Annotated in this window: 10 protein-coding genes; 3 read left to right on the plus strand and 7 right to left on the minus strand. The window is 38.5% G+C overall.

Translation table 11 applies throughout. The features are described 5' to 3' along the window. Positions 1-6: 6 nt before the first annotated feature. Genes ACXAD1_RS18990 through ACXAD1_RS19005 form a run of 4 tightly spaced genes read right to left on the minus strand, consistent with a single transcriptional unit; the run spans position 7 to position 5,117 of the window. Positions 7-1,668 (minus strand): GspE/PulE family protein, encoded by a 1,662-nt coding sequence (locus ACXAD1_RS18990; RefSeq protein ID WP_370223397.1) that lies wholly within the window; start codon positions 1,666-1,668, stop codon positions 7-9. A 21-nt stretch (positions 1,669-1,689) separates the two neighbouring features. After that, on the minus strand, positions 1,690-3,069 hold the full coding sequence (locus ACXAD1_RS18995) for a VanW family protein (protein WP_474910768.1): 1,380 nt from the start codon (positions 3,067-3,069) through the stop codon (positions 1,690-1,692). A gap of 19 nt (positions 3,070-3,088) precedes the next feature. Continuing rightward, on the minus strand, positions 3,089-3,823 hold the full coding sequence (locus ACXAD1_RS19000) for a PRC-barrel domain-containing protein (RefSeq protein ID WP_370223395.1): 735 nt from the start codon (positions 3,821-3,823) through the stop codon (positions 3,089-3,091). A 7-nt stretch (positions 3,824-3,830) separates the two neighbouring features. Next, the gene (locus tag ACXAD1_RS19005) at positions 3,831-5,117 is read right to left on the minus strand and encodes a hypothetical protein (protein WP_474910769.1); all 1,287 of its coding nucleotides are present in this window, start codon (positions 5,115-5,117) and stop codon (positions 3,831-3,833) included. Positions 5,118-5,248: 131 nt separating this feature from the next. Between ACXAD1_RS19005 and ACXAD1_RS19010 the strand changes: the two genes are divergently transcribed. From ACXAD1_RS19010 to ACXAD1_RS19020, 3 genes are read left to right on the plus strand one after another with little or no spacing between them, the layout of a single operon-like run. Continuing rightward, positions 5,249-5,761, plus strand: coding sequence for a type IV pilus modification PilV family protein (locus ACXAD1_RS19010; protein WP_474910770.1), 513 nt, complete (start codon positions 5,249-5,251; stop codon positions 5,759-5,761). Beyond that, positions 5,745-6,317, plus strand: a complete 573-nt coding sequence (locus tag ACXAD1_RS19015) for a hypothetical protein (protein WP_206838958.1) — start codon at positions 5,745-5,747, stop codon at positions 6,315-6,317. The genes ACXAD1_RS19010 and ACXAD1_RS19015 overlap by 17 nt, the downstream gene beginning before the upstream one ends. A 12-nt stretch (positions 6,318-6,329) precedes the next feature. Then, positions 6,330-8,324 carry a hypothetical protein gene (locus tag ACXAD1_RS19020; RefSeq protein ID WP_474910771.1) on the plus strand — a complete coding sequence of 665 codons (1,995 nt, stop codon included), beginning with the start codon at positions 6,330-6,332 and terminating at the stop codon, positions 8,322-8,324. Between the two features lie 32 nt (positions 8,325-8,356). Here ACXAD1_RS19020 and ACXAD1_RS19025 read toward each other — a convergent pair whose 3' ends face one another. From ACXAD1_RS19025 to ACXAD1_RS19035, 3 genes are all read right to left on the minus strand, one after another. After that, positions 8,357-11,224 carry a VWA domain-containing protein gene (locus ACXAD1_RS19025; RefSeq protein WP_474910772.1) on the minus strand — a complete coding sequence of 956 codons (2,868 nt, stop codon included), beginning with the start codon at positions 11,222-11,224 and terminating at the stop codon, positions 8,357-8,359. A gap of 228 nt (positions 11,225-11,452) precedes the next feature. After that, entirely contained in the window at positions 11,453-13,009 is a 1,557-nt protein-coding gene (locus ACXAD1_RS19030) for a sensor domain-containing diguanylate cyclase (protein ID WP_474910773.1), read from the minus strand. 149 nt (positions 13,010-13,158) lie between these two features. Continuing rightward, a complete protein-coding gene (locus tag ACXAD1_RS19035) occupies positions 13,159-14,472 on the minus strand; it encodes a bifunctional folylpolyglutamate synthase/dihydrofolate synthase (RefSeq protein WP_206838964.1) in 1,314 nt (437 codons plus the stop codon). Positions 14,473-14,539: the final 67 nt, after the last annotated feature.

Here is a 14,539-nt window from a genome sequence, read left to right on the forward strand (position 1 = left end):
GTACTCCTAATCAGATATAGCTACCCGTAATACTTCTTCAGTGGTTGTAATGCCCTGTTTTACTTTTAGCAGGCCATCGTCAATAAGAAAAACTGTTTTATTTCTTATTGCATAATCCCGAAGCTTTGAAAATGATTCACCATTCATAATGATTTTACGCATCTCATCGTTTATGGGCAGCACTTCGTGAATGGCAATTCTCCCCTTATATCCAGTCATATTACAGGAAGAACAGCCTTTCCCCCGCACAACCTTCTCAAGCCTTATGCCTCTCTTTGCAAAGATTTCGATTTCCCGCTTAGCCGGCTGCTGTTCTTCGGCACAATCCCGGCAGACTTTCCTTACCAGCCGCTGTGCAACAATTCCGCTCAAAGACGATGCGACGAGAAATGGTTCGACTCCCATATCCAGCAGACGTGTAATGGAACCTAATGAATCATTTGTATGCAATGTACTAAGCACAAGATGTCCCGTTAATGATGCTCTAATTGAAACTTCTGCAGTTTCTCTATCCCTGATTTCACCTACCATAATGATATTTGGATCCTGACGCAGAATAGCTCGTAAACCTTTCGCAAAAGTCATTCCGACATTTGAGTTAACTTGAATCTGATTAATTCCTTCAAGCTGATACTCAACCGGATCTTCAACGGTTATAATGTTTACTTCTTCACAGTTCAGGCGATTTAAAGCCGCATATAGAGTAGAGGATTTCCCTGAGCCGGTAGGACCGGTTATCAAAACAATGCCTGTAGGCTTTTCAATCATTTCGGTAAATCTCTGCAGATTTAATTTATTGAAGCCAAGCTTTTGGATGTCATTCAAAGCACTGCCTAAGTCCAGCAATCTCAAAACAATTTTCTCACCATACACAGTGGGAAGTGTAGAAACCCTCAAGTCTACCGGATGAAAATCAATATTAAGCTTTATTCTTCCATCCTGGGGAATTCTATGTTCAGTAATATCCAGGTTGGACATGATTTTAATTCGGGCTGAAAGCACACTTTGCATATGCTTAGGGAGAACACGCTCAGTTCTTAAAACTCCATCTATCCGGTATCTGATCAGCACCTTTGTTTCCTGGGGATCTAGGTGTATATCACTTGCCTTTAAAGCAGCTGCACTGGCAATGATCTGATTGACAAGACGGACGACCGGGGAATCTTCATCTACCATCTGCTTATCTTCTGCTGCATCAGGATTCCCAGCTGTCCCCAGCAGTTCCTCAAAACCTTCATTCATATCGTAATATTTATTGATTGCCCGGAGAATATCATCCTTTGTTGCAATGGCCGCTTCAATTTGAAACCCCGTTGATAGCCGCAAATCATCAATAGTGTAGAAATCCATAGGATCGGCCATGGCCACAAATAGCTTCTCTCCGTCTTTCTTTAATGGGATGAGGAGATTGCGCTTTGCCACGTCTTTTGGTACGATGCTGAACAGCTTAGTATCAAAGGGATAGCGATACAAGCTGACATGTGGAATCCCAAGCTGAAATTCAAGAACCTCAATCAGCTGCTGTTCTGTAATATATCCTTTTTGAAGCAAAACATCACCGAGCTTTTGATTTGAATCCTTTTCTCTTAAAGATGTTTGAAGCTGCTCCCCGGTGATAAGGCCGGCGTCCACCAGCAAATCTCCCAGTCTCTTACGCATCTGCTTCATGCCCATCACTGCCTTACCTTTTTATTTGACGGCTTCATCCTCTATTCCCCATAGGTCTTCACCATTTCCACTTTTATTCACGCTAGTGTCTTTATTGCCATCTGTTTCAGATTGTTTATTTTTAGTGTCCTGTTCAGCTGAAGTACTGCCATCAACTGATTCTGATTTCTCATTCTCAGTGCTTACGCTTTCTTCAGGCACATTTCCCGCTGTTTCATTTGCGCTATTCGGATTATCCTTTTTAATTGCCAGACTGTATATAAGAACCTCATGAACTGGCGGATAGAAGTCCTCTGCTATTTTTTCGGAGTTTACTAGTTTTCCTGCTTCATCAATCTGATCACGATATACATCTATCAAAATGCCTTCTTCGCCTTCAACTCCAGTTCTTTTTTGTCCAAATGGCAGCTTGGCATCAGTTTGGATTATTGTTTTCGGCTTAAAAGTCTGCTTATTTTTTAGAACTGCCTGATAAGTATATATCGTTTTGGGCCCTTTAACAGAAACATACAAAAGCTTATCAAGCTGCTGGAATTCAATCACGTATTCATGGTCATTCGGATTACTAAAAATTAAATCCATTTGTTTTAGTGAGTCCACTCTGGCCTCAAATCCGGGTTCAATGTATCCAGGAAGCAATCTCCCAATATGCCTTTCTGTAATCATAAAGTTGGTGTTCAGCAGGGCTTTGTAAATAGCAGACGATAGGATGCTTATTTCGTCTGCTTCGAAATGCAAGCTTCCTCTTTCTTCAGCAAGCTCAAGAAAAGAAACTTGTGAATGCGGAGCAACTTCAATGCTTCCTTCTTTGCCAGCCCACATATCAATAACACTTTCTTTACCGGAGATTTTAGTTGACGATTCGGCAATCACCTCATCCTCGAGAAGGTCTCCGGGTAAATAGTTTTGCAGTTTTAACGTATGATTGCCATTTTCCAGCAATGTCGCATACATAAGAAGGTCAGCTAAAAGATTTTCGCGTTCTAAGCTATCTTTATAAAGGTCCGGCAGCATTTCTTCCAGAAGAGCATTGAGCTTTTCTTCATCTATTTTGACAATGAGCTGATTTTTCTTGCCTGACGATGCAAGAGAAATGCTTTGTTGAATATCAAATTGATAAAACGCTGAAACGGGTTTGATATCCTTCGTTACTTCCTGGAATTGAAGCGAGACAGCTGTACCATTAAGCCATTGTTCCTGCTTTTCAGTTATATAGGCTAATGCCCGGGACTTGTCCATTCCTGTTACGTCTTCATTTCCAATAAAAGTACCTTCAGCAAATGCGTCATGATCGGAAAAGACCTTTCCGTATGCTGCAGTTCCAATATAAGAAAAGCTTATAATAAACGAGGTGCAGAGTGCTGTAATCAAAAATAGCTTTATTATCTGAGGATTTCTCACATTGAGCTTCCTCCTTCAATTATGCATTCACATTCATTGACAGATTTACAACTACATTCGGGCCATTTTCTTGAGCTTTCTGTACGTCCTGTTCTGATAAAATTCGCCCGGACGGGAACAATATATTTCCATTTAAGTCATAGATATCAGCTTCTAACTCTTTGCCGACTAATAATTCCATTTGTTTGTTTTTCAATGATTGAAGCTGATAATTGTTGTCTTCTTCACTCGGAAAGACTCCACTTCCAGTTATTGGGTTAAGCAGTGATACATTGCTTAGGTACCTTTCAGATGAATCTTCCTTAACAATAAGAATATCCTTTCCATAAGTTAAGATTTCTTCGGCAGCCATTACTGCAGAAGCATCTGAAAGCTGAATCTCAACTCCTAGTATATTTCCAGTTTCTTCATCTGTGTAAAACTCCGCTGTTTCTCCCAATAATTGGCCTTTTCGTGTCATTACCTTGGTTTGGGTAATGCGGATTTTTTTGTTTACCAGCTGATTTGCAATTGGGATTTCATTTAAATCAATTACGGCACGGTCACTTTCCACTGTCACAGCGTATTCGCCGATTCCGATTATCTTTTTGAATGGAATTGCTTTTACACTAACTTGCCAATCTTCATGCTCAATTGTTAAGAAATCGATGGAGCCTTTTTCAGGATTTATGACCAATGATTTTACTGTTCCAATTTCCTGGCCTTCCTGAATAGAGATAATAGGAAGACCTGTAATTTCTGTATTTTTTTTCATTTTGACATCACCTTAATTTATAGTTTTTTCTCTTGGCTGCAGCAGCATAGGACATTTGGATAAATTTGATTTCCTGTTTTAGGACAGGATAAGCAGAAAATCTTGCTTCAAGACTTTCTGCAAGTTCCAGTAATTTATCAAACTCTTTATGAATGATATAGTGATCGAATAGTAATCTTGCAAATGTATAATAATCTGAGGGCTGCATATTAGGATTCATACATCCAATCACTAACATTTCATAACTTTTCTTATCAAGGCTATTGCGGGCCAGCTCAAGCTGGGGTGCTATCAGCTGGAACATTTGATTCTGGAATTCTGCTCTGCTTCCCGGATCGGCAGCCTGCCGTTTCTCTTCTGCTTTCGTTTCTTTCCCACTTTCATCCTTTATACCGATTTTTGCTTCAGCAGCAGCTGCCGCTTCTTCACTACATAGGGCTGGGGTGTGTTCCTCTGAGTCTGCCACCACATACTCAGTCTCTCCACCCATATAATGTTCCCTCAATTCACCAGAATCTTCAAATACGTTAAGAATTGCAAAGTATTCATCAGGTTCATGATCCGAAATCTTTAGCTCATCCTGACAAGTCTGATCCTCTGGTTCACGAATTTCCACAGCGGTATGGTTAGCAGGTTCCATTTCTTCATTCATCATATCTTCTAGTTCCGAGAGATAATTGATCTCTTGAAGGATTGGATCCAATGGATTCTCCACTTTATCTTTTTCATCTAATTGCAGGGCATTTTCCTCAATCACTTCTTCTAAAAGCATGCTTTCAATTTCCTCCAAACTGAAATCCTCCTGATGGCTTTCTTCCTCCGAAAGACCTATTGAAGCACCTTCTATTAACGAATCTTTTCGACTGCCACTATTCTCATCCTTGCTAAAATCTATTAAATCTAAGTCTTCATTATCTTCTTCTGATACATGTTCCACTAATGCCACAGCAGGTTTTTCAGTTTCCTGGTCTGCAGCGGCTATTGCATTTAAACTCTCATCTGAGACTGTTCTCTCAATTACAGATGCATTTAAAGCTCCTGTTTCTTCAGCTGCATGAAATAATCCGGTGATCTTATTATTGGCTAGATAAGTACCTGCCATTATAAGCAGTAAAAGAAGAAGTGCTACTTGCCATTCGGTGAATAAATCATTTGCTGTCAGCCCAAGCAGCCCTAAAAGGATTGAAACCACAACGACAAGCATTTTCCCTTTTTTAGTTAAGTCTGAAGGAATGAAATAAACAGCGGGAATAATGAAAATTAAAGATGCCAAAGCAAAAGCAAGGTAGATCATCTTATCTCTCCTTTCTTTGATAGACTTAACAGCTAAACTTATCAAAAAATGCATAATTCGACCTATACATACAAATATTGCTATTAAATATTGTATAATACAAATAGGTATTTTGAAAGAAGGAGTGGGCTATGAAATATAAAAAAATACTTACTGATTCTAAAGGCTTAACTCTTGTGGAAGTACTTGTTTCATTAACGATATTAGGAATTGTTTTAATGGGAACAATGAAGTTTTTTTCCCAGGCGTACACTTATACGAATATGAATGAAAAGAAGACGGCAGCTGTAAATGTTGCCAGAAATGCTTTAATGCATATTGAGAAAGAAAATTTTATAGAAGTTAGAGAGAGATTTAGAAATAACAAAAACGAAACTCTTAGCCTTCAAATTTGTAATAGTGCTTACAAATTATTTTGGAGTGATGCTTCTTATGATATAGAATGCAGCCCTATAATAGTAAATAATATCGAGTACAATGTAACTATCAATTTACTAAAATCAGAAGATGAGAATGTTAACCTTGCTGATGGAGAACACTCTTCCTTTTTTGTTCCTCTTGAAGCAAGTGTGTCCTGGGAAATCAATGGCAAGGAAGAAATTTCGACAATTGAAGGAGAAATAAAAAGTGAAGATCTTCGATGAGCGCGGTGCCACACTTTATGAATTGCTGGCTGTGCTGGTGATCAGCAGCATCATTCTTCCAATTATTTATGGAGTATTCACTTCAGGGTACAAGCTCTACAATAAGATTGGCATTGAAGGACAGCTGCGGGATGATGCCGATTACACAGCGACGATGATCATGAATACATTTTATTCTTTCCCTTTTGACTATGTTAGAGAATGCGGAGATAAAGATTGCATTGAGCTGGTCAATTCAGCTGGTACAGCTATAACAAAACAAGAGAAGGAACAACAGACTTTTTATAGTATAAATCAAAATGCTGCAATTGAAGCAGAACAAGTTATTAGGATTGAATTAACTGATTCTGAAAGTGACAGCAGCCGTAAAGTGTTTTCAGTCGATAGCGCAGCGATTGATTCGGCAGCTGATTTTAACGAATCGACATTAGGTTTAACATGTACAGAATTTATCAATGATAATAAATGCTCGCAGGGAATGATTAATTTAAAGCTTCAACTCGGTCATGAAAGGCTTGCAGAGAAACTGGAGCTTAATAGCATGTTCGGATTTTAAGAGGTGATGATTTTGCTGAAAAATGAGCGGGGAAATAGCCTCATTACTGTTTTATTAATGTCACTTATATTTACCGTTTTGGGAATGAGTATTGTGGCAGCTTCTCTGAGCGGGGCCAAAAGAACGGAAACGAGGGAGAGTGATATCTCCATAACATATGATTCTGTAAAGCTTATCGATCAAATGACTTCCAAGCTGGCCAGGATACTGCCGCAGCTTCCCCTCGAAAATTACCGGGGAAAGAGCACTGACGGAAATCTTTATGTGCGCAGTGACTTTGATACACGATTAAAGCAGAAGCTGGAAGATGATTTAATCGTGCCGCATAAAGCAAATGAAAATATAAGCTGTTTAAACATTATTGACTTATCAGGCAGCAGCGCAAGCTTCATCGATACTGACACCCCTTGTATCGACGATATTTCAAAATACGATACATTTAATATAGAAACTGAAAATGATTTTACAAGAGTTCTGGAAATCATAATTGTCACCAAAAACCCTATTGAAACAGAAGGCAGAATTACTCGGACAATTAAGAAAAGACTTATCCTGTCACCGCTTCCGAGCTTTTTGAAGTATGCAGCCGGCTCCTTTTCTGATAAAAATGATGCTGGCCTTATTTTAAACGGATCAGCAAATTTCTCTGGTAATGTATATGCTAATCAGCTGACAATAAATGAGGATGCAGAATTCGAGTTGAGAAATGGAAGTAAAAAGAGACAGGATACCAATATGTCCTCAATCAATGGGGATCTGTACAGTTCAGCAGCAAACCTTCTTCCGCTTCTGGATGAAGAGAACTTTTATAAGGGACAAGTTCCTGTACTAAAGCATGATAGCCAATTTATCAATATTGATTTTGACAAGACGATGAATGAACAGGCAAATCAATTATTATCAGCTAGCGGTATTCCTGTTTTCCGAACCGGAGAAGGCGAATTGTTTTCAAAAGAAATAGCATCAGGCATCCTTGCTTCCTTCTCAATGAACACTTTAATTGAGGGGCAAATTGAAAAACTAGCCGGCTTGCCTAAAACTTTGCAGCAAATCGTTACTAATATGGATGCACCTCTTGAAAGTTACCTAATAAACAATTCTGAAGCTGCCATACTGCTCAGTGGCCTTATTCAAGGTGATGTGGTAATCATGGCTGAGAATGCTCCAATTGAAATAAATGAAAAGCTGATTGTTGATGGTGATCTCTATCTTGTTAATTATGAAAGTTTAACACTGAACGAAGATATATTAGTAACCGGGAGAACTCACCTTGTCAATTTTGACGGCAAGCTTGAGGTAAATGAAAGTATTACTTCCGCAAATAATGTTATCATCGAATCCTATGCTAAAAACAGGGATGATCTATTCGAGAAAGGCATTAAGGTGAATGGGGATATTTTAACCGGGAAAAGCACTATAATTAATGCACTTAATACTTCTATTGAAATGAAAGGGACAATAGTCTCCAATGAATCTTTCACTATTAATGGAGATGAAGCCGGTGAGCCTTCAGAAAACGATCAAGTGATCTTTGATTCTGTTGTGTATGCCGGCAAACGGGCCAATATTTCGAATGTAAATATTTTAGGAGCAGAAAATAATTCGAAACAGCTTGTGCTAATGGCAAAGGAAAACCTGCTTTTAACCCGCATTAATGAATTCAATAATTTTAATCCTCCTAGAGAAGGTGAAAAACCGTATATTCCTGAAGATGAAGGTATAAAGCCTTTAAAAGGATTTTTCTATACGGAAAATGATGCAGAATTATATGGAGTGGGTTCATTGTTTTATATCAATGGAGGAATTTTTGCCAAAGAAAGGCTGACAATTAATGCTATTCGAGGTGAAGTAGATTCCATAGAAAATCTACCTTTAAAATCATCACAGGAGGATAGGTATTCTCGCTTTATTGTGAATTACGATCAAAATGTCCTTCTTCAAAGGATAGACACCCTTCCAATCGTAAAACATCTTCAAATCTTTTCGGATGAATTATTAATAGAATAAGAAAAAGGTGCTCATATCAGCACCTTTTTCTTCTACCATTTTCCTTCCCCAGCAGGACCATTGTCAGTTTGATCAGCTTCATTCACTACTTCAAATAGAGCTGAAGCTTTCGGCTGCTTACCGTCTTTTTGCTCTTCAGCTGCAGCCGTTACCTTTGAGTATCCTATTGCTACACCTTCAATATACCACTCAGCACCTCTCTGAACTATTCGGACTTTATCCGGCATCTCAGAGAGCACTTCAACAATATCCTGGTCTGTGGCATTAGAAGGATTAAAGATCAGCAAATTTTTTACTGCGATGCTATCATCTTTGTCAATTTTGTATACAGCTTTATCAAATTTAATTTCCTCTAAGGCAATGTAATGGTCAGTGACAATTATTTTAATTTTCCTCTCTATATTGGAGCCGTCCTTAGCTTTAACAACCAAATAAGTTTCACCTGCAGATTTTCCCAATATTGTATTGTCATCAACGAAGTCTGCTTTGGATGTATCCTCAATTATCATTTCGAGTTCTTGATTAGAAGCATCAGATGGAGAAATTTCTACTTTAAAGGATTTTGATTTATCAACATCCAATTCAATTGGATCTGGAGCTACGCTTATGCTTTCAATTCTTTTCACAATTGTAATTGACTTTGAGATTTCATTCCCGAACGCGAATCCCCCGGATGCTTTAACCTTAATTATATAAGACCCTGGAGCATCTAATAATACACTGCCCTCAGGAGCAAAGGGGTTCCAAATGCCTTCATTCCCATCTTTTTCAACTTTGTAAAAATAATTGACATCCTTGCCGGCAACCAGTTTAGATAGATTGATGGCAATTGGTTCGTAAGCAACACCCTTATCAGAAAAGACATTCCCAGTAACTTCGCCATTCATCTCAAAATCCGGTTCAAAATAAAGCTGTGCGAGACTATCATCCGTATATTCAATTTTAAGGCCTGCAGCTTTGCTGTCTGAAAGGAAATATAAATTTTTGACAGGTTTATTTTTCAGGCCATAATTATTCGGAAACTCTGACTGTGCCAGTTTTTTACCGTTATTATTTAAATCTAACTTTGAAATGATCCCGGCTGCGTCTCCATCATAAGCGATGTTATTAAAACTATTTAATCTTACCTTTGCATCAATAACCTGGCTGGAAGCAGCAATACTAGTTGATTGAGGCTTGTCTGGGAATCTGCTGTCAGAATAGAAAACCTGTGAACGGGGCATGGTTAAGCCATAAAAGGCTCTATCAGCTTTTAATACTATTTTGGCAGAAAGACGATTTGGTGTGAAAGCACCATTTTTATAGCTGCTTTGCTGATTTGTTAGAGTAAGTACCGCATGCCTCTGTCCATTTATGATCTCTTCTTTCACGGAAGGATCTGCAATAAGTATCCCTTCAGGAAGCGGCTGTTTGATAATAATATTCCTCAAGCTGCCTTCCACTCTATTGTCTGGAATTCCTATAGGCTCCAAATTATATTTGATATTAAACTGGTTTGACTTTTTATCCGAACTCATTTCTTTTACTAAGTCACGTAAATCGTTAAGCTCTTTTTCCAGAAGCATCGTCCCATTAAATGATGCTGGTGCATCATCCTGAACTTCAATCTGCACTTCCGGATGGACTATTACGTGTTCCTTATTATTCAAATCTTTGTATTTTAGCTTTATATTATCTTTAAAAACATACTTTCCTTCTTGTGCAAAATTTAGTGGAATACTGAAATCCAGTTCACTTATTGTTTCTTTCCCGATATCGTATTTGAAATTAACCTGCTTGGTAATGATGTTATCGGCATTTTGTATGGCATTTGCGCCTTCTGCCAGCGTTACTTTTCCTTTAAATGGATTTAAGTCTACTTGTATTTCAGCAGTGATGGATGGCTTTAGTACACTGCTTGAAATTCGCTCAAGAATATCTTCTATATTTCCTGTACCTGCCTGAATGGCGGTTTCTCCAGTATAATAGGACATCTCGTTTAGAAAATTTATATCGATATCATCGTCACTGCCAAACCCAATCGAATGCAGCTTGATATTACTTGCAGTGAGCTTTTTTACTTCATCGATAATAGCCTTTCTAATAGAAGTTTGAGTCGAAGCATAGTGTTCACTATTATTTTTTATTGAATAACTTCGGTTATTATTATCTATAAAATATTCATCGGCCAGGTATTGGTAGGGAATATAAGGATAAAATATGCCATTTTTTGTATAACCTCTCGTTAGAAGTTCTTCTATATACGTTACTTCTTCTGTTACTCTATTTGAATCGCAAAATATAAAAACACAGGATTTTTTATTAAAAGTTCTTATTTGTATACTCTCAGAATAAGTAGGCACACCATCTGTCAAAAAGACAATATTATTATTTCCATTCCCGCCTTTCAATAGCTCTTCAGCTTTTTTTATCGGGTCCTTATAATTTGTTCCATTGATTGCTGTTAATGTCCTGACTTTTTCTTTTATCATTCCAAGGTCATTAAGGGCATTTCCCGAAGGATAAAAAAATCCCTCTTGCTCACTGATTTTTTTATTGAAGGGTATTAAAAAGTATCTGTCTGCTGAATTTGCGGTCTGCAAAAAATGGTCAAGAGCATTATTCATGGCGGTTTTAGCACTATCAAGTTTACCAGCATCATTCATTGAACCGGAAATATCCATAATAAAGACAACATCCATTGGTTCTCTATTAATATCAGATGCAGATCCGCCCTGCTTTACTCTGAAATCCAGATTTGCTGCTGCTGGCCTATCGGCTGGTTTAACGATTATATTCTGGGAAGGCTGAACAGTGAAGTTTAATTTGGCATCATTTAATCCAGACGCCATTGAAGATTGTGCAGATAAGAAGCATATGATAAGAACGGTCAATAAACTAAGCAGTATTTTTTTTGCCATATAATAATATCCCTCCTTTACCAGAATTATGTATCACTACTATTATACCAATACACCTATAAGAACAATATATTTAATAGGTAAAAAGGTTTATTTTTGCACAAAAAAAATCCTTTTGTTTGTCAAAAGGATTTTTACTTCGCATATTCCGCAACCCTATTCCTCCCAGCCCGCTTCGCCCCGACATACAAAGCCCTATCGGCATGACGGATAAGGGCGAGTGCATCATCAGCATCTTTTGGAGTCGCGAGCTACCCCGATGGAGGCTGTGATATGAACGGCCTTATTTTTGCTGCTGCCATCAATATGCTGTTCGAGTATGAATGGACGGTTGGCAATGGTCTGTCTGATTAACTCTGCCCAGCCTATCGCATCTTCTTTGCTGGTATCAGGCATTAAGACAACAAATTCCTCGCCGCCATATCGGGCAGCAATTCCTGCCTTATCTATTAAATTTGTCAGACGATCAGCCAGCTCACAGAGGATTTCATTACCGCTTTGGTGCCCATAAGTATCGTTCACTTTTTTAAAATGATCGATGTCAAGTATGATGAGTGAAAGTAGTTCTCTTTCACCATTTTGCAATCTGCTGAATTCTTCATTTAATTTAGCTTCCATATATCTATAATTGAATAGTTTCGTTAACGCACAGCGCTCGCTTTTATCTTTTGTTTCCTCATAGTGCTTTGCATTCTCTATTGCTATTGCAAAATGCGAACATAAAATATCGACAATCATGAGCTGTGACTTTTCATAGGACCTCTTTTTTGCTGAAGAAAGCAGCAGTATTCCCAATACTTCATTACTTCGGATTATCGGAACACAAATAAGGCTTTCGGCATCTTCAGGCAAGAATTCCTTAGCAATAATTTTCCATTTATTCCCAGAATGGAAAAGGGCAGATTTTCGGGTGCCCAAAACCAATCCGCTGATTCCCTCACTTTTTTTGGTAGGCTTAAGGTCATTAGGCTTTATTTGGCTATGCTCAATTCGGTATATTGTGTGAAGTTCCTCGTTATCCTTAATATCAAGAATATAGGCATAGTCAACAGGCATCATTTCGCTCAATTTCAAAATGAAAAGCTCCATAACTTCATTCACATCAAGGCGCTCTGCCATTTGATGGCCTATATCTGCGGCTTTCTGAAGGTAATCAATAACCTTTTCACTTGAGTAATAAAGATGAAGAATGATTGAAAGACTTACAAATGGCACCCCTACAAACAGCAGTGCAAGAATCCCCACCTCAGAATATAAAATGTAAAGGATAAGGCCAATCGGGAATGTTATGAGAGAGGTAATAGTTTCCCAAATAACGTCTTTTTCCAGAAAAGATATTTTTCTGCCATACAATACAGCCTGGATTACGCTGATCAATACCTGATTTAGAGTAAAATGGATGACCGGATATGCTGCAGCAACCCAGAAATATTGGGGATTGGCTATTAGATCTACACCAACTTTACCACCCATTGCAAAGTAAGCGAGTCCGCTCAAAATAGATAATGCAAAGAACAAAAGTGAGTTAAGCGGCAGACGGAACAGCTGGTCCTTTTGTATTTTCAGCCTTAAAAGAAGTACCAGGATCCCCAATTGAACCATTATCATTTCAGCAAGGAGCCCAAAGGTTAAAAACACTGCCATCGTAACCCATTGTATTAAAAAGATTGGTGTATTATTGATTACCATCGGCATGGATGAAACGAAAAACATCAATATGAAAAAGGCAAACAAACTGATTCCCTGTCCTGAAAGATCGGGTGGGTAAAAATGATAGGTTAGCATGGAACCTGCAGGAAATATCAGTATCCATAATAACCATATTATTTTTTTGGCCAGTGAACTAACTATCTTTTTCCCCTCCTCCAATTTATTCAGGAAAATAGTCGGATGATACGAACATTTTATCAAATTTTCTAACTTTTGTCATATTTTCATTTATTATTTTCCAAAAGCTTCAAAAGAATAGGCTTCACATCTGAGAGGAAGTAAAGTGATCCAGTAATAACCAGCACGCTGTTTTTTCCTGCTTCACGCAGTTCAGTCTCCAATAACACTTTCCAGTCCGTATGAAACTGTCTCCTGGCATTTTTACTGAGATTATATAAATCTTCAGCTGATGCTGCTCTCGGAAACTCAAATTCGGTAAAGGTGATGCGTTCTGCAGCTGAATCAAGCATAGTGATCATTTTTTCAAGCTTTTTATCAGCCAGCGCAGCGAATACAATATTTTTGTTTTTATCTCCAAAACGGTTGTTCAGCTCCGCAGTTAAGGCAGCTATCCCTTCTTCATTATGGGCTCCATCTATTATCACCAGCGGGTCTTCAGATAGAATTTCAAATCGGCCGGGCCAGAAAGCTTTTTTCAAGCCTATTCTTATATGGTTTACCTCTATAAGGAAAGAATAAAATTTATTTAATAGCTCTGCTGCCATCACAGCCAGGGAAGCATTTTCAGTCTGGTGTTTTCCGCTCATTCCTGTCTCAAAATCAGGGTAGTTCTGAAAGACTGTCTTCAGGGAAAATACTTCTCCCTGGCCCAGGGATTTATGATCAGAAATCGTAAATTCATTCCCCAGCTGATAAACAGGGGACTTCATGCTTAAAGCTTTATCTTGAATAACAGCGAGAGCATCTTCTTGTTTAACAGCTGTAATAACACTGATTCCAGGTTTAATTATTCCCGCTTTTTCAAAAGCGATTTCCCCGTATGTATTCCCAAGTATGGCGGTGTGGTCGAGCCCGATGCTTGTAATGATTGATAATAATGGATAGATGATGTTAGTGGAGTCAAACCTGCCGCCAAGTCCCACTTCTAACAAAACGAGATCTACCTGCTGTACATGGCCAAAATATTGGAAAGCCATGGCGGTAATGATTTCAAACTCGGTTGGACCGCCAAGTTCCGTCTGTTCCAATTCAATTGCCAGCGGATATATATCATTAGCAACCCGAACGAGATCTTCATCTTTTATTGGAATTCCGTTAAGAGAAATCCGTTCATTAAATTTCTCAAAATATGGCGATGTAAACGTTCCGACTGAATAACCCGCCTCTTGAAGAATGGATCTTAAAAACGTAACTGTTGAGCCTTTACCATTCGTTCCGCCAATATGAACAGACTTAATTCTTCTCTCGGGATGCCCGAGTTTTTCCATCATCCATTCCATCCTTTGCAGACCCGGCTTCATCCCCAGTCTCAGCCTTGAATGAATCCATTCCAGTGCTTCTTCATAAGTAGAAAACATATATATGCACCTCCGTTATACAGGAAGGAAGACGAATCCTTCCTATGGACCCGCCTTCCGCAACTAT

It is taken from the genome of Cytobacillus sp. ABV4_503 (assembly GCF_056158445.1).